The 16,690-nt window shown below is 57.0% G+C and carries 18 protein-coding genes; 14 read left to right on the forward strand and 4 right to left on the reverse strand.

Annotation, left to right across the window (positions count from 1 at the left end; all coding sequences use genetic code 11):
- Positions 1-21: 21 nt before the first annotated feature.
- Together trpB and KZZ06_RS04495 are read right to left on the reverse strand one after the other, a co-directional pair.
- The gene (trpB, locus tag KZZ06_RS04490; RefSeq protein WP_219578852.1) at positions 22-1,254 is read right to left on the reverse strand and encodes a tryptophan synthase subunit beta; all 1,233 of its coding nucleotides are present in this window, start codon (positions 1,252-1,254) and stop codon (positions 22-24) included.
- 160 nt (positions 1,255-1,414) lie between these two features.
- On the reverse strand, positions 1,415-3,343 hold the full coding sequence (locus KZZ06_RS04495; protein ID WP_219578853.1) for an AsmA family protein: 1,929 nt from the start codon (positions 3,341-3,343) through the stop codon (positions 1,415-1,417).
- Positions 3,344-3,407: 64 nt separating this feature from the next.
- On the opposite strand from KZZ06_RS04495, the gene rimO reads away from it, so the two are divergent.
- The 4 genes from rimO (at position 3,408) to KZZ06_RS04515 (ending at position 7,223) form a co-directional block, all read left to right on the forward strand.
- Complete coding sequence (gene rimO / locus KZZ06_RS04500) at positions 3,408-4,778, forward strand: 30S ribosomal protein S12 methylthiotransferase RimO (RefSeq protein ID WP_219578854.1); 1,371 nt, start codon at positions 3,408-3,410, stop codon at positions 4,776-4,778.
- Positions 4,779-4,849: 71 nt separating this feature from the next.
- On the forward strand, positions 4,850-5,914 hold the full coding sequence (locus tag KZZ06_RS04505) for a Shedu immune nuclease family protein (RefSeq protein ID WP_219578855.1): 1,065 nt from the start codon (positions 4,850-4,852) through the stop codon (positions 5,912-5,914).
- A 199-nt stretch (positions 5,915-6,113) separates the two neighbouring features.
- Positions 6,114-6,479: a hypothetical protein gene (locus tag KZZ06_RS04510; protein ID WP_219578856.1), complete on the forward strand. Its 366-nt coding sequence runs from the start codon at positions 6,114-6,116 to the stop codon at positions 6,477-6,479.
- 123 nt (positions 6,480-6,602) lie between these two features.
- Positions 6,603-7,223, forward strand: coding sequence for a hemolysin III family protein (locus KZZ06_RS04515; RefSeq protein ID WP_219578857.1), 621 nt, complete (start codon positions 6,603-6,605; stop codon positions 7,221-7,223).
- Here the strand turns inward: KZZ06_RS04515 and KZZ06_RS04520 are convergent.
- Positions 7,213-7,572, reverse strand: a complete 360-nt coding sequence (locus KZZ06_RS04520) for a YigZ family protein (RefSeq protein WP_219578858.1) — start codon at positions 7,570-7,572, stop codon at positions 7,213-7,215. The two genes, KZZ06_RS04515 and KZZ06_RS04520, sit on opposite strands and share 11 nt — an antisense overlap.
- A 5-nt stretch (positions 7,573-7,577) precedes the next feature.
- Positions 7,578-8,288 (reverse strand): M48 family metallopeptidase, encoded by a 711-nt coding sequence (locus KZZ06_RS04525; protein WP_219578859.1) that lies wholly within the window; start codon positions 8,286-8,288, stop codon positions 7,578-7,580.
- 127 nt (positions 8,289-8,415) lie between these two features.
- On the opposite strand from KZZ06_RS04525, the gene KZZ06_RS04530 reads away from it, so the two are divergent.
- The 10 genes from KZZ06_RS04530 to KZZ06_RS04575 all read left to right on the forward strand — a co-directional run bounded on the left by KZZ06_RS04530 (position 8,416) and on the right by KZZ06_RS04575 (position 16,621).
- Positions 8,416-8,652 (forward strand): hypothetical protein, encoded by a 237-nt coding sequence (locus KZZ06_RS04530; RefSeq protein WP_219578860.1) that lies wholly within the window; start codon positions 8,416-8,418, stop codon positions 8,650-8,652.
- A gap of 14 nt (positions 8,653-8,666) precedes the next feature.
- Positions 8,667-9,533, forward strand: coding sequence for a branched-chain amino acid aminotransferase (locus KZZ06_RS04535; RefSeq protein WP_219578861.1), 867 nt, complete (start codon positions 8,667-8,669; stop codon positions 9,531-9,533).
- An 85-nt stretch (positions 9,534-9,618) separates the two neighbouring features.
- Positions 9,619-10,077 carry a universal stress protein gene (locus KZZ06_RS04540; protein ID WP_219578862.1) on the forward strand — a complete coding sequence of 153 codons (459 nt, stop codon included), beginning with the start codon at positions 9,619-9,621 and terminating at the stop codon, positions 10,075-10,077.
- Positions 10,078-10,186: 109 nt separating this feature from the next.
- Positions 10,187-10,747, forward strand: a complete 561-nt coding sequence (locus KZZ06_RS04545; RefSeq protein WP_219578863.1) for a NifU family protein — start codon at positions 10,187-10,189, stop codon at positions 10,745-10,747.
- Positions 10,740-11,396 carry a tRNA (adenosine(37)-N6)-threonylcarbamoyltransferase complex dimerization subunit type 1 TsaB gene (tsaB, locus tag KZZ06_RS04550; RefSeq protein WP_219578864.1) on the forward strand — a complete coding sequence of 219 codons (657 nt, stop codon included), beginning with the start codon at positions 10,740-10,742 and terminating at the stop codon, positions 11,394-11,396. Before KZZ06_RS04545 ends, tsaB begins: the two co-directional genes overlap by 8 nt.
- Positions 11,393-11,821 (forward strand): N-acetyltransferase, encoded by a 429-nt coding sequence (locus KZZ06_RS04555; RefSeq protein ID WP_308339999.1) that lies wholly within the window; start codon positions 11,393-11,395, stop codon positions 11,819-11,821. Before tsaB ends, KZZ06_RS04555 begins: the two co-directional genes overlap by 4 nt.
- A 127-nt stretch (positions 11,822-11,948) precedes the next feature.
- Positions 11,949-12,944 carry a BMP family protein gene (locus KZZ06_RS04560; protein WP_219578865.1) on the forward strand — a complete coding sequence of 332 codons (996 nt, stop codon included), beginning with the start codon at positions 11,949-11,951 and terminating at the stop codon, positions 12,942-12,944.
- A 20-nt stretch (positions 12,945-12,964) separates the two neighbouring features.
- Complete coding sequence (locus KZZ06_RS04565; RefSeq protein WP_219579277.1) at positions 12,965-14,521, forward strand: ABC transporter ATP-binding protein; 1,557 nt, start codon at positions 12,965-12,967, stop codon at positions 14,519-14,521.
- Position 14,522: 1 nt separating this feature from the next.
- The gene (locus KZZ06_RS04570) at positions 14,523-15,653 is read left to right on the forward strand and encodes an ABC transporter permease (RefSeq protein ID WP_219578866.1); all 1,131 of its coding nucleotides are present in this window, start codon (positions 14,523-14,525) and stop codon (positions 15,651-15,653) included.
- Positions 15,653-16,621 (forward strand): ABC transporter permease, encoded by a 969-nt coding sequence (locus KZZ06_RS04575; RefSeq protein ID WP_219578867.1) that lies wholly within the window; start codon positions 15,653-15,655, stop codon positions 16,619-16,621. The genes KZZ06_RS04570 and KZZ06_RS04575 overlap by 1 nt, the downstream gene beginning before the upstream one ends.
- The last annotated feature ends 69 nt before the right edge of the window (positions 16,622-16,690 follow it).

Here is a 16,690-nt window from a genome sequence, read left to right on the forward strand (position 1 = left end):
CCGCATCCTAGCAATCACCGTTTAGGCAAATTCGCCCATTTCAAAGTTCAGCGCCTTGGCGACGGTAAAGATGTCTTTGTCTCCGCGCCCACACATATTCATGCAGATGATGTGATCTTTCGGCAGCTCAGGCGCGATTTTCATCACATGCGCCAATGCGTGCGAGGGTTCCAACGCGGGGATGATTCCCTCAAGCTTGCAGCTCAACTGGAACGCTTCCAACGCCTCGACGTCGGTGATCGACACGTATTTCGCGCGGCCGATGTCATGCAACCATGAATGCTCTGGCCCGATGCCTGGATAATCAAGACCGGCCGAAATCGAGAACCCTTCAAGGATCTGCCCGTCGTCATCTTGCAACAGATAGGTGCGGTTGCCATGCAATACGCCCGGACGTCCGCCGGTCAGGGATGCGCAATGCTCCATCTTTTCATTCACGCCTTTACCGCCGGCTTCGACGCCGATGATGTTGACCTGCTTGTCGTCAAGGAACGGATAGAACAGACCCATGGCATTTGACCCACCACCAATCGCCGCAATCAGCGTATCGGGCAGACGGTCTTCGGCCTCCATCATCTGTTCGCGCACTTCCTTGCCGATGATGCTTTGGAAGTCGCGCACCATGGCGGGGTATGGGTGCGGGCCAGCGACCGTGCCGATGCAATAGAACGTATCGCGGACGTTGGTCACCCAGTCGCGCAAGGCATCGTTCATCGCGTCTTTCAACGTGCCGCGGCCCGAGGTCACGGGAATCACTTCGGCCCCAAGTAACCGCATGCGGAACACGTTGGGTGCTTGGCGTTCAACGTCGTGCGCCCCCATATAGACCACGCATTGCAGGCCGAACTTGGCGCAAACCGTTGCCGTCGCCACGCCGTGCTGGCCCGCGCCGGTTTCCGCGATAATGCGCTTTTTACCCATGCGACGGGCAAGGATGATCTGGCCCAAAACGTTGTTGATTTTATGCGCACCGGTATGGTTCAGCTCGTCGCGCTTCATATAGACTTTGGCACCGCCCAGGTGGTCGGTCAGCCGCTCTGCGAAATACAAGGGGCTGGGGCGACCAACATAGTGCTTCCACAGGAAATCCATTTCGGCCCAGAAACTCTCGTCGGTCTTGGCCTTTTCATATTGTTCTTCCAGCTCAAGAATAAGCGGCATCAGGGTTTCAGAAACGAAACGTCCGCCGAAATCGCCAAACCGCCCGTTTTCGTCAGGTCCGGTCATAAAAGAGTTGAAAAGTTCATTGGCCATGAGGTGCTCCTTGCGCTTGGCATAGCCATAACGCCCCAGCTAGGGCAGGTAAAGACGGGGTGATGAGGACGTCCAAGGCTGTGCGCTACAACAGCTAAAGCCGCGCGCGGAAAATTCAAATTTTCCGGTCCGGAATTTTTGGAAATTCCGGCACCTCCCGCTAATCGAATATCTTGAAAAGCTCGCGTTTTAGCTTGTCTTCGACACGGTCTTTCACTGCGTCCTCGACCGATTGCCCCTCCTCGCGGGTAACGCCCAGCTCTTCTTGCAGTTTTTCCTCCAGCTTTTGCTGTGCTTTTGCTTTCTCGGCTGCAAAGTTTAGATCAATCGCCGCTTGAAGATCGGGTTTGATTTGCGGGGATGCCCACGGCCCGAAAATGCGCACGGGAATGGCCAGCCCTCGGTCTTTGTTCACGCGCAACGCCTTTGGGGTGACGGTGTAATCGATGGTCTGCGCACCGATCCCCACCTTGCCTACCCCGGTTGCGGTAAAGTTCGGCAACAGCATCACCAGATCGTCGTTGTTCAGCACGCCCTTATCCATCATGAATGTGGCAGCCAGAGAATCAAAGACCGTTGTCCCGCCTTTGACGTCAAAATTGCCCATCAATGCGTCCAGATCGATCCCGTCGATGCTCCCGCGCCCGACGTTAACCGCGCCGTCCCCCTTGAGTGTGTGCATGATGGCATCAATCGATTGCCCCGCGCCCAAAAAAGAAAGATCTGCGTCGCCCGTCCCTTTGAACCGCGACAAGCCTGCGGTTTGCGTCAGCAATGGTTGCATTTGGATGCCGCGTGCCGCCAGTGTGGCACCGACAGACAATCCGCTACGGTTGTTCACCACAAACTCACCGCTGATGATACCGCCATAGGCATTGATCTCGCGCAGTTCAGCCACCATTCGCGCGTTGTCATTGCGCAGCAGGACCCGTGTCGGCCCCAATGTCAGACGACCCAGCTCAACGCCTTCGGCCCGCAGCGCGATTTCGCCGTTAAACCCAGCCAAGCCTGATGCGTCGATCCGCGCGGTCGACCAGCCGGCCTGCACGGGCGTCGTTGTTCCGTCAGCGCCGCTCCCGCTTCCCGCCAGTCCGGCCAAGTTCAGTATCCCTGTGGTCACTTGGGCATTTATATTCGGTGTACCGTTCAACGTGATGTCTGCGGCACCTTGCAACGTGTTGCCACCCAGATCGGCGGTCACCTCGCGCAGGGCAAGACGGCGATCCGGGGTCAACGTCAGTTGCAACCTCACGTCCGCGCTACGCCCCAACCCCTGCGGAAGTGCCACGGCACCAGCCCCGAGCGACGCCAAAAACCGCGCCGTATCCGGCGATTTCAACACCATATCGCCAGTAATCGCCCCGTTCAGCCCTGCCCGACCGGTGAGGGTAAAACCGCCCCCTTTGGTATCCAAACGCGCCGTCACCGGACGCACGTCGCCGTTCAGGAATTGATCAAAACGAGCGATATTGGCCTGCACCGCCACACGTTCGCCCGCAGGGCGCAGCACCGCATTGATCACTGCATCACCGGCATGCTCTGGCCAATCCAAAGATAGATCGACCCCTTCGTATCTGACCAGATCGGCACCTTCCGCATCATAGATCAACGTGGCGTCGGTGATATTCAGGCGCTGGATCGTCAAGGGGCGCGAGGTGCTTGCCGGGGCGGCTGGCGTTGCTTCGATCTGGGCCGCACCGCCGCCATCGGTGAATTGCCAACTGGCGCGCCCGTCTTTGCGGTGCTCAAGCCGGATGGTCGGGCTTTGCGCTTCGATGTTGGTGATCTTGATCTCGCCGCGGATCAGCGACCAGGCATCAACGCCAATCGCGGCATTGGCGGCCGACAGCATCGCACCGTCCTTGGCCCAGGATGCATTACCAACCTCAAGCCCGTCCGCGCTGACCCCAAGGACAGGCCAAAAGGTGATCCCGACATCGCCGGTGATTTTCACATCCCGCCCCGTTAGATTGCGAAGCTGATCTGCCGCGATCCGCGCGATCCTGTCGGCGGGCAGCAAAAACAGGGACCCCACCGCCACCACCACAATCAGCAAAACCACGCCGAGCAGCCTGATAATCCATTTCATAACCCGTCTCCTTGCCCAAAGCTGGGCCTTTCACAGACCCTTTGCATGCCTTATAGCGCATTTCATGAGCACAAACCCACCAAATCTTCGTCCTGATCTTGCCCCTAAGGCAAAAATTAGTACCCCGTCCCGCCCCGGCCAGCCAACCATCGGTATGGTGTCGCTTGGCTGTCCCAAAGCGCTGGTCGATTCCGAGCGTATTCTGACCCGTCTGCGGGCCGAAGGCTATGGCGTTTCGCCCGACTATTCCGGCGCAGATGCGGTGATCGTGAACACCTGCGGGTTTCTGGATTCCGCCAAAGCCGAAAGCCTTGATGCCATTGGTGAGGCGCTCAAGGAAAATGGCCGCGTAATTGTGACCGGGTGTTTGGGTGCCGAACCCGATTACATCCGCGAACACCATCCGCGCATTCTGGCCGTCACCGGACCGCACCAATACGAACAGGTGCTGGACGCCGTGCATGCCGCCGTCCCGCCCTCGCCCGATCCGTTCATTGATCTGCTGCCCGCCCAAGCCGTCAGCCTGACGCCGCGCCATTACAGCTATCTGAAAATCTCCGAAGGCTGTAACCACAAGTGCAAGTTCTGCATCATCCCCGACATGCGTGGCCGCCTGCAATCGCGCCCTGCCCATGCGATCATGCGCGAGGCGGAAAAGCTGGTGCAAAGCGGCGTGAAAGAGCTGTTGGTGATCTCGCAGGATACCTCGGCCTACGGCGTTGATATCAAACACGCCGAAGATCGCGGCCACCGCGCCCACATCACCGATCTGGCGCGTGATCTGGGGTCGCTTGGCGCGTGGGTGCGTCTGCACTACGTCTATCCCTATCCGCATGTGCGCAATCTGATCCCGCTGATGGCCGAAGGCCTGGTGCTGCCCTACATGGATATCCCGTTTCAACATGCCCACCCCGATGTGCTGAAACGTATGGCCCGCCCGGCAGCTGCCGCGAAAACGCTGGATGAAATCGCCGCCTGGCGCGACACCTGCCCCGACATCACCCTGCGGTCGACATTTATCGTGGGCTACCCGGGCGAAACCGAGTCTGAATTCCAAACCCTGCTGGATTGGCTGGACGAGGCGCAATTGGACCGTGTCGGTTGCTTTCAATACGAAAACGTCGATGGCGCGCGGTCAAACGCGCTGCCGGATCATGTGCCGGATGAGGTCAAACAAGACCGCTGGAACCGGTTCATGGAGAAAGCTCAGGCGATTTCTGAGGCCAAGCTGCAGGCCAAAGTCGGCCGCCGCATGGATGTGATCGTAGACGAGATCGACGGCGACGCCGCCACCTGCCGGACCAAGGCCGACGCACCCGAGATCGACGGGAACCTGTTCATCGACGAGGGCTTCGAGGGGTTGTCGGTCGGCGACATCGTCACCGTCGAGGTTGAGGAAGCGGGCGAGTATGATCTATGGGGTCGGGTTGTTTGAGTTGTTTTGCACAGAAACCTTGCAAGTTGTAGTTTAGTGGCTCTACCTTGAATTGATCAAGGGAGAGCGAATTGGAAGATTGGGAATACGCTAAAAACTACGTTCCAGATCGGCTTTATATAAATCCCGCCGCCGGTAAAGGTGCATATGCGTCGATTGCCCGCGAGGGAGAGCTTGTGCTGGATGAATTCGACATTGGAACACGCTTCAAGGTCGCAATTTCTGCATTCTACTCCACAACTAGGAATGACTATACTGGTTTAAAAATCCATAAGCTCCAATTTCGAAAGAGAGATGGCTGGTTTCTCGTAGAAACAATTTCGATCAATTACTTTGAACGAGCTGACATGCTGAGGTTAATGTCAGTCTTAGCGTCATTGGACATAAGTGATCCCAGCAAGGCTCGGATCGACCTCAGCCAAATATCGACGATAACGGGGCTTGAAGACCTCCTTTCAACAAAAAAAGGAACAGATCTTCTCAGAGAGCTCTCTAACTCGCCGGAGCTTCATTCCGATATTTTTGCATTAAACGAAAAGAAGGGAGCACTGGCCAAATTTCAAGAAATGCTTGCAGACCAAGTAAACGAAACTGAGTGGCAGCAATTTTTTGAATCCAATACATGGATTTTCGGATTTGGGCTCAACTATGTTTTTCTGGACGCTGCGGGTAAGAAATTTGAGCAAGTTACGTCTGGGGCTGACTTCAACAGCTTCGGAAAGCGGGCAGACGGGCTTGCTATGGTAAGGGCCTATGTCCGCCAATTTGTGTTAATCGAAATAAAGGCTTCCAAGACCGCCCTGCTGCAATCCAGCCAATATCGATCCGGTGTTTGGGGCGTTTCGTCTGAGGTTTCAAACGCAGTGTCACAAACGCAAAAAACTTCTCATGAGTTTGCAAGAAAATATCTTAGAGCCCAGCTTAAAGACAGCACTGGGAATGATCTTCCAGACATTGCTTACGCTGTTGAACCACGTTCGTACATGATAGTGGGAAATACAGAAGAGTTAACAGGTAACGACGACAAAATTGTTAGCTTCGAGCTATACCGTAAGAATATCCAGTCTCCCGAAATTCTAACCTTTGATGAACTCTATTTTCGAGCGAAAAACCTTTTAGCTGGTCTAACAAGTTAGACCATTGGTGCCATCGCCAGTCGGAACCTCTGCTTCAGATGTTCCCCCTCCCCATCGGCCAAAAATGACTCATGTAGTTGAAGCCGTCAAAAACACCCCCACATATATCCCACACAGCAAGGCAGCCATACACCCACCTTGCAAATGTTCCGTTAATGTTCTATATATGTTCCATAACAGAATGCAGGGGGCTTCCCGAATGTCCTACCAACCTCAATTTCCCGGATTTTTTACCTCTGACCAAGGGGCGGTACCGGCGCATCATCATGATGACAGCCACACTTTGGCCGCTACGCCAAAGCAGATGCAGTATGCGACTGCATTGGCTGCAAAAACCGGGACGCCGTTGCCCAAAGGGATCGGCGCAGATCGGGTGGCTTTGTCGGCTTGGATCGACGGCCATAAACCGAAACCCGTTGAGGGGCGGTTTGCCAATTACCCGTCGTCCAAACAGGTGGCCTTTGCCGAACGAATTGCACGGGTGAAACGCCGCGAAGTGCCCCGCGAATGTTTCCACGACAAAACCATGATGTCGCGCTGGATCGACGGAAACAAACCGCGCTGACGCCTTTGATGCAAAGGCAGGCATTTTCCCTGTCCTGTACACCTTCAAATTCAAATATCTTGCATTTGACCTTTACCCGCCACCCTTCACCAAGATGATACATTGTTGCGCTACGGATTGGTCATGGCGTATCCGCATAGCATAGCTGAAACCGTTGCAGATGGCACCGTTCATGCCGTCGGATTAGGCTTTGCTATCCCGGCAAGCTTTATGCTGGTGATGTCGTCGACCGGGCAAGACGTACCCCCGACACCGATCATCATTTACGCGGTCTGTTTTTTGTTTTCGCTGGCAGCGTCCGCGATCTATCACCTGATGCCGTTTGACCACAGCCGTGCCTTTCTGGGGCGCTTGGACCACGCTGCGATCTATTTCAAAATCGCGGGCACCTATACCCCCGTCGTGGCCACAATCGGCACCGGGTTTGCGTATGCGATCCTTGGCATTGTGTGGGCACTGGCCATCATCGGGGCCATCGCCAAACTGTCGTTCTGGAGCACGCAATCAAGGGCGTCGCTGGCCTTGTATTTGGGCATGGGGTGGCTGTCGGTTCTGTTGATCTGGCCCATGTGGCACGCATTGCCCAGCGCCGCATTGACCCTGATTGTGGTGGGGGGCTTTATCTATTCCGTCGGCACGCTTGTTTATGCCCATCCCGGCATGCGGTTTCAAAACGCGATCTGGCATGTCTTTGTGCTGGCCGCGTCGATGTGCCTGTTCACCGCGATTTGGATTAGCGCGTGATGCCGTCATCCAGATAGGCGCGCACACAAGATTGCACGTGGCGAAAACGATCACCGCCCAGATGTTTGCCCCCGTACCACCGCGTCACGATAATCAGGTGGTCCAACAGCCCCTCGCGTTCCAGCATCCTGACAATGACCATGCCCGCGCCGGATTCGCCGTCATCGCCCTTTAGCGGGCCACCATCAGACAACAAAACAGCCCATGTATTATGGGTGGCCTTGGCGTAGGATTTGTTCCGTTTAAGGTCTTTTAACGCGGCATCAACATCGGCGCGGTCTTTGACCGCCACCCCCGAGACCGCGTATTTCGACCCGCGGTCTGTCAGGATTTGGCCCAGTTGATGCAAAACCGCTAAAGCCCCGCAGCGGTGCGCCGAACCGTATCAAGACGCGCGGCATTGGGCGGGTGGGTGCCCAAAAATTTGTCGCCCGGATCGGGAATGCGGGTAAAGAACGCAGCGCCCCGCAGCGGATCATACCCTGCACGTGCAGTGATCAGCGTGCCAAGGGCGTCGGCCTCAAGCTCGAAATCTTTGGAATAGGTTCGTGCGCCGACCTGCGCGCCCAACTGCTGGGCGGTTTCGACGGCAGATGCATCGCCGCCGCTGAGCGTGGCCAATCCGGCAAAGATAACCGCCCCGGCCGCCGCATTTTGTTGTTGGCGCGCAATGTGGCCTGCGATGTGATGGGCGGCTTCGTGCCCCAGAACAAAGGCCAGTTCGTCTTCGTTACGGGCATCCGCAAGAAGCGCCAATGTAAATGCGATCACAGGCCGGCCTGCGCGGTCTTCGGTTTGGTACGCGTTGGCGGGCTCGTCTGGGCGGTCGTCCACGACAATATTGAAGTCACAATTGATGCCCGATGTGCGCGCGCGGCATTCGCGCTCTGCCACGGGTTCGACCGTTTGAATGACGTGCAAAAAACTACGCGCCGACTGAGACGTAGACAGGTTGGTTTGTTGTGACTGCGCGCCCGGCTGTTGCGTTACGGGACCTGCAATCATCACCGGTTCACACGCCGCGACCAAAGCCATAACGCCAAGCATGCCAAAAAACCTAATCATATACCGGCAATTCCTTGTGACCCTGCACGAAACTCTCTTGGCCGCCTGTTTAAATCGTCGCGGCCCTATTGAACATACAACGCGGGCACGCTCTTGCAATGATCCGCCGAAAGAATATTGTGCGCCCATGTTTACCATTGAACACGAATTTGATGCGAGTGTGATCACCTTGGTCGACGAGGGCAAATCCCCCTTGCGCGAAGATGTCACGGTGCAAGCCTTTGCAAGTGTTATTACATTCGAACAATGGGATGCACGCACCAACACCGTCAGCAAGATCAGCCTGTCGCCAGAACAATTGCGTGACCTGACGATTGCGTTGAATTTGCCCGAAGGCATCTATCGCACTGCCCCCAAACCCTGACCAAGGAATATCACATGGCCACCGGCACAAAGATAAAAACTTATTATGACGGTGCCTGGCACGACGGCGATGTTTCGGTAATCAAGGCCGCGGATCACGGTGCTTGGCTGGGCACAACCGTTTTCGATGGGGCGCGCATGGTCGATGGCCTAACCCCCGATCTTGAGGCCCATTGCGCCCGGATCAACCGGTCTGCCAAGGCGTTAATGATCACGCCAACGGTTGAGACCGCCGATATGGTGGAAATGGTACGTGAAGGGCTGAAAAGCTATGACAAAACCGATGCGATCTATATTCGGCCCATGTATTGGGCGCTTGCGGGGGATGAACTGGGCATTGTCCCGCTGAAAGACGCGACCGGTTTTGCGATCTCGCTCGAGCAAATTCCAATGGCCCCGCCAGAGGCCGCAACCACGTTGACGCGCACCCGTTTCCGCCGTCCCGTGCTTGAGGACAATGTGGTGAACGCCAAGGCGGGCTGCTTGTACCCCAACAACGCCCGCATGATGGTCGAGGCCCGCAGCAAGGGTTTTGGCAATGCGCTGGTGGCGGATGCATTGGGCAATGTTGCCGAATCCGCGTCGGCCAACGCGTTCATGGTTAAGGACGGAGAAGTCTTTACCCCCATTCCCAACGGTACTTTCCTAGCCGGGATCACGCGCGCGCGGCACATTGCCAACATGCGTGCGGACGGGATCAAAGTACACGAAACGATCCTGAGCTTTGATGACTTTCATGCCGCCGACGAGGTATTCCTGTCCGGCAACATGATGAAGGTCACCCCGGTGAAAGCCTTTGATGACACGCAATTTCAGATCGGCCCGATTACCCGCCATGTGCGCGATATGTACTGGGATTGGGCCGCAACAACGCGCGGCTGATCCCGCCCCGTGAAAATCGCGATTGCCAGCGGCATGTGCAAGCGGCATGATTGCCCCCGCCCCCAATGCCCGATCGGAGAAGACGATGCGTAAATTTATGGTGGTTCTGGATGACAGCCGCGAATGCCTGAATGCCATGCGGTTTGCTGCAATGCGCGCATCGAACTCTGGCGGCGGTGTTGTTGTTCTGTCGGTCATTCCGCCGGATGAATTCAACCACTGGATCGGTGTGGCCGAGGTCATGCGCGACGAAGCCCGCGAACGGATCGAAGTGCATTTCGAAGTCTTTGCCAAATGGATGCGCGATCGCTTGAATGTCGACCCCGAACTGGTGATCCGCGAAGGCGTTATCGTAGACGAGATTATCGCACAGCTTGCCGAAGACCCGGATGTGGGTGTTTTGGTTTTGGGGGCTGGCACGGACAAGAAATCAGGCCCGGGGCCGTTGGTCACGCAATTGTCGCGCAATGCGGGCAGCCTCCCCATCCCGATTACAATCGTGCCCGGCGATCTGAGCAAAGAGCGTCTGGAAGCGATTACCTAGACCGCGGCAGTTCTAATCGCCGCGCCGCCGCTTTTTAGAATCGTTCCAAACCTTGACTTGGGGCGCTTCAGCCCGCATATCAAAGACAACAAGTTGTCAGGAGCATGTCATGTTTATTCAGACCGAATCCACGCCGAACCCCGCCACGTTGAAATTCTTGCCCGGTCAGACCGTGCTGGAGATGGGCACGGCTGATTTCCCCGCGCCCGAAGCCGCCAGCGCATCGCCGCTAGCGACGCGGTTGTTCGCAGTTGAAGGCGTGACAGGCGTGTTTTTCGGCACCGATTTCGTGACGGTAACAAAGCTCGATTCAGTTGAATGGGATCACCTGAAGCCCGCGCTTTTGGGTGCCATCATGGAACATTTCCAATCGGGTCAGCCGGTGATGGAAACTGGCCACGAACATGCCTCGGGTCACGCTGAACATACCGGCGAAGACGGCGCGATTGTGGGCCAGATCAAAGAGCTGCTTGATAGCCGCGTGCGCCCTGCCGTTGCCCAAGATGGCGGCGACATCACCTTTCACGGGTTCGAGCGCGGTGTGGTTTACCTGCACATGCAAGGTGCCTGCGCGGGATGCCCGTCTTCGACTTTGACGTTGAAAATGGGGATCGAAAACCTGTTGCGTCACTATATCCCCGAAGTAACCGAGGTACGCCCGGTTGCCTAAAAAGCCGCTTATACTGGCGTTTGACACATCGGCCGCACATTGTGCGGCCGCTTTGCTGTCTGGCGATCATATCGTGGCAAGCATCCTTGAGCCGATGGCAAAGGGACAAGGGGAACGCCTGCTGGGCCTGTGCGGTGACGTGCTGGAACAGGCAGGGGTTACCTATCAGGATCTCACCGCAATTGGCGTTGGCATCGGGCCTGGCAATTTCACCGGCATCCGCATCTCAGTTTCCGCTGCGCGCGGGCTGGCCTTGGGGCTGGGCATCCCCGCAATCGGGGTGTCCCAGCTCGAGGCCCTGGCCCACGGCACCGACGGCGTGGTCATCGCCAGCGTGGATGCCCGCCAAGACAAAATGTACGTTCAGGTCACCGGCACGCTGGATGATCATCCGCCATCCCTATGCAGCCTTGACGATTTGCCGACGATCCCGTCGCGGGCCGATCCGACCTGCATCGGTTTTCAGGCTGATATGATCGCCGCCCTGTGCAACGGCACGGTTCGCGACCCTCAGATGCCGCTGGCCGACGCCATTGCGCATATTGCTGCCAGCCGCGCATCCCGTGACAATCCGCGCCCTGCCCCGCTGTATTTGCGCCCCGCCGACGCAGCGCCCGCACGCGATGCACCGCCCGCCATTTTACCGTGACCCCAGATCAGATGGCAGAAATCCACGCGGCCGCCTTTCTGTGTGATCGCAACTGGAATGCCGCCGAGATTACCGATCTTCTGACCTCGCCTTTTGTGACAGCGCTTCACGAGGCGGGCGGCTTTGCCCTGACGCGGCTGGTTGCGGGCGAAACCGAACTGCTAACAATCGCCGTCGACCCTGCACACCAAAATCAGGGCATCGGGCGGCGTTTAATGCACAAATGGCTGACCTGTGGCGCGGACACTGCTTTTCTTGAAGTTGCTGCAGATAATACACCCGCCATCGCCCTCTACGAGAGCCTCGGCTTTCACCAGACCAGCAGAAGACCGCGCTATTATGCGCGCAAAGATGGGGCATTCATTGATGCTTTGATCCTCTCAAAGGACTTAACGCATGGTAAATCAGTAGATTCCGGGCCCTAAACCAGAGAATCCGGTTGACCCCAGCCACCCGCTACGCAGTATCGTGTATCTGATCGCCGGGCGCACGCCCGCGACCGGGCGAGGCCCTGCGCCAAACCCCAACACAACAAAAACTGGGAGACCATCCATGACCCTAATGACCAAACTGCTTGGTGCCGCTGCCGTCACCGCCCTTGGCGCTGGTGCCGCACTGGCCGAGCCTGCATTGATTTTTGACCTTGGTGGCAAGTTCGACAAATCCTTTAACGAAGCGGCATTCGCTGGCGCACAACGTTGGGCCGAGGAAACAGGCGAAACATTCCGCGAAATCGAATTGCAGTCCGAAGCACAGCGCGAACAAGCGTTGCGTCGTTTCGCCGAAGCGGGCTCCAACCCGATCGTCATGACCGGCTTTGCTTTTGGTGACGCGCTTGGCCAAGTTGCTGGCGATTACCCTGAAACCGACTTTGTCATCATCGACATGGTCGTTGATGCGCCTAACGTCCGGTCGGTTGTGTTCAACGAACATGAGGGTTCGTATCTGGTTGGCATGATGGCCGCGATGGCATCTGAATCCAACACTGTCGGCTTTATCGGCGGCATGGATATCCCGTTGATCCGCAAATTCGCTTGTGGCTATGCCCAAGGCGTATTGGCAGCCAAGCCTGACGCGACGGTTATTTCCAACATGACCGGCACGACACCTGCCGCTTGGAATGACCCGGTAAAAGGCTCCGAACTGACCAAAGCACAGATCAGCCAAGGCGCTGACGTGGTTTATGCTGCTGCTGGCGGCACCGGCGTTGGCGTGCTGCAAACAGCCGCAGACGAAGGCATCTTGTCCATCGGTGTGGACAGCAACCAGAACTACATGCACCCGGGCAAAGTTCTGACTTCCATGCTGAAGCGCGTTGATAACGCTGTGTACCAAGCCATGACAGACGGCCCCGGTATGGAAAAAGGCTTTAACGTGATGGGCATCGCCAATGGCGGCGTTGGCTATGCGATGGACGAATACAACAAAGATATCGTTTCTGCCGACATGCAAGCCGTGGTCGATGAAGCATCTGCACAGATTGCAGACGGCACATTGATGGTCCACGACTATATGTCCGACGACAGCTGCCCCGTTCTGGACTTCTGAACGTGAACGACAAAACGGATATGGAGCGGCAGGCAACTGCCGCTCCAGCCATTGAACTCAAAGGTATTTCCAAAGCCTTTGGTCCAGTGCAGGCCAACAAAGACATTTCCATTCGCGTTATGCCCGGTACGATCCATGGGATCATCGGCGAAAACGGCGCGGGCAAGTCCACGTTGATGAGCATCCTTTACGGCTTTTACAAAGCCGATAAGGGCGAGATTTTCATCAGTGGACAAAAGACAGACATCCCTGACAGCCAGGCCGCGATCGCCGCAGGCATCGGGATGGTATTCCAGCATTTCAAGCTGGTCGAGAATTTCACGGTGCTTGAGAATATCATTCTGGGTGCCGAAGACGGGCGGTTGCTGAAACCGTCCTTGGCCAAGGCGCGCAAAAGCCTTTTGAAACTGGCCGATGATTACGGTCTCAAGGTCGATCCTGACGCGCTGATCCAAGACATCGGTGTTGGCATGCAGCAACGGGTCGAGATCCTGAAGGCACTGTACCGGCAGGCCGATATTTTGATCTTGGATGAACCCACTGGCGTGCTGACCCCCGCCGAGGCGGATCAGCTTTTCCGCATTCTGGGCCGACTGCGATCCGAGGGGAAAACGATCATCCTGATTACGCATAAACTGCGCGAAATCATGGAAATCACAGATACCGTATCGGTGATGCGTCGCGGCCAGATGACCGCAACGGTGAAGACCGCCGAAACATCCCCGGCCGAGCTGGCCGAACTGATGGTCGGCCGCAAAGTATTGCTCCGCGTTGATAAAGTGCCCGCACAACCCGGTGATGTCGTTCTGGATATCCACGGCCTGCGCGTTGTTGATGAAAAAGGCGTGGAACGTCTGCGCGGGATCGATCTGCAAGTGCGCGCCGGTGAAATTCTGGGCGTGGCGGGTGTGGCTGGTAACGGCCAGTCCGAACTGCTTGAGGTCTTGGGCGGTTATCAAACCGCGACCGGAACCGTGCACGTTAAAGGGCAGGCGCTGGACCTGACCGGTAAACAGTCCGACGGCCAGTCACGGCGCAATCACGGCATTGCCCACGTGCCCGAGGATCGCCAGCGCGAAGGTCTGATCATGGACTATCACGCGTGGGAAAATACCGCCTTTGGGTACCACAAGGATCCGTCCTATCGCAGCGGTATCTTGATGAATAACGCCGCGATTAAGGCCGATACCGTCGAAAAGATGGAACGCTTTGATGTGCGCCCGCCAAACCCGAAACTGGCGGCCAAGAACTTCTCGGGCGGGAACCAGCAAAAGATCGTTCTGGCCCGCGAGATCGAACGCAACCCCGATCTTTTGCTGATCGGCCAGCCGACGCGCGGTGTTGATATCGGTGCCATCGAATTCATCCACCAACAGATCGTCGCCCTACGTGATCAGGGCAAGGCGATCCTGCTGGTGTCGGTCGAGCTTGAGGAGATCCTCGCGCTCAGTGACCGTGTCGCCGTGATGTTTGACGGGCAAGTCATGGGTGTGCGCAATGCTGCGGATACCGATGAGAAAGAGCTAGGCCTGATGATGGCTGGCATTACCGACGCTGATGCAAAGATAGGGGTCTAGAATGGACGTCATGCCAAAATGGGCCGAAGTCGTTCTTGTGCCGCTTATCTCTTTGATATTGGCCGCGATCCTATCGGCGCTGGTGATTTTGGGGATCGGTGAAGACCCGGTTGCAGCGGTCAAACTGATGGTGAGCGGCGCGTTGGGCAGCACCTATGGCTGGGGCTATACGCTGTATTATGCCACGAATTTCATGTTCACGGGCCTATGCGTCGCCATCGCGTTTCATGCGCGTCTGTTCAACATCGGTGGCGAAGGTCAGGCGATGTTGGGCGGTTTGGGCGTGGCGCTGGCCTGCTTGTACATCCCTTGGCCGCACTGGTCGCTGGCCCTGATCGGGGCCACAACCATGGCCGCGCTTTTTGGTGCAGCTTGGGCCGCGATCCCAGCATTTTTGCAAGCCAAACGCGGCAGTCACATCGTTATCACCACGATCATGTTCAACTTTATCGCGGCGGCGGTGCTGAACTATATTCTGGTGAATATGCTACGCCCCAAAGGCAGCATGGACCCGGCCACCGCACGGTTCCCCGATGCAACCAAGTTGCCCACATTGCATGATTTGCTGGCCCCTATCGGGATCAACTTTTCCAAAGCAGCCCCTGCCAATATTTCCCTTCTGGTCGCAATCGCCGCTTGTTTCTTTCTTTGGGTGCTGATCTGGCGCACCCGGTTGGGCTATGAAATTCGGGCCTACGGCCATTCGGAATCGGCCGCGAAATACGCGGGGATTTCACCGGTCAAGATCACGATGATCACGATGATCATCTCGGGCGGTCTGGCCGGGATGATGGCCATTAACAACGTCATGGGCGAATCTGAAAGACTGGTTCTGAACGCGACCGAAGGTGCCGGTTTCATCGGTATTGCCGTGGCTCTCATGGGCCGCAGCCATCCGTTGGGCGTTTTTCTGGCCGCGATCCTGTTCGGCTTTCTATACCAAGGCGGCGCGGAGCTGGCGCTTTGGACATCGATCCCGCGCGAATTGATCGTGGTTATTCAAGCGTTGGTGATCCTGTTCACCGGCGCGCTTGATAACATGGTGCGGATGCCGCTGGAAAAGATATTCCTGAGCATCCGGAATGCCCGCGCGCCCAAGCCAGAACGTAAACCGGTGGAGCCAGCAGAATAATGGATTACATGACACTTATCCAACTGCTGGACAGTACTGTTCGCCTTGCGACGCCCCTGCTGTTGGCCTGCCTTGCCGGGTTGTTCTCTGAACGTGCTGGCATCTTTGATATCGGGCTGGATGGCAAAATGTTGGCGGCGGCGTTCTTTTCGGCGGCTGTTGCGGCGATGTCTGGCAATGTGTGGCTGGGGCTGCTGGCCGGGATCGCCGCCTCGCTCGCGCTTAGCTTGCTGCACGGGTTGGCGTCGATTACCTTTCGCGGAAACCAACTGATTTCGGGTGTGGCGATCAACTTTCTTGCCGCTGGTCTGACGGTGTTGATTGCCCAAGACTGGTTTCAACAGGGTGGCCGTACCCCGTCGCTGATCGGCGGCGCGCGGTTTAATCCAATCACCCTGCCCTTTGCTGACGCGCTTGAACCGATGCCAATCATCGGCCCCCTTTATGCCGAGCTGATCTCGGGGCATTCGATCCTGGTTTATGCCGCCTTTGCCGCTGTCCCCCTGACATGGTGGCTGCTGTATCGCACGCGGTTCGGCCTGCGCCTGCGCGCTGTGGGGGAAAACCCCGCAGCCGTGGATACGGCGGGCGTTTCGGTCATCGGGCTGCGCTATGCCGCTGTGTGCATTTGCGGCGTCTTGTGTGGCATCGCGGGCGCGTACCTAAGCACCGCTCTGCAGGCCGGGTTCATCAAAGACATGTCGGCAGGCCGTGGCTATATCGCCTTGGCCGCGTTGATCTTTGCCAAGTGGCGGCCTTGGTACGCGCTTTGGGCGACGTTGCTGTTCGGCCTATTCGGTGCGCTGGAAACACGCCCCGACGTGATTGAGGCCTTGATTGGTATCAAGGTGCAGGGCCAACTGCTGGGCGCATTGCCTTATGTTATGACCGTGATCATCCTTGCCGGTTTCGTCGGCAAGGCCATCCCACCCCGCGCGGGCGGAGAGCCCTACGTAAAAGAACGCTGACCTGCCCTGCGCTGCCGTAAAATTTCGGCAGCGCAGCATCCACAATTGATTTCAATCTGCAAATCAGGC

This window comes from Sulfitobacter sp. CW3, assembly GCF_019392245.1.
Classification (GTDB): Bacteria; Pseudomonadota; Alphaproteobacteria; order Rhodobacterales; family Rhodobacteraceae; genus Sulfitobacter.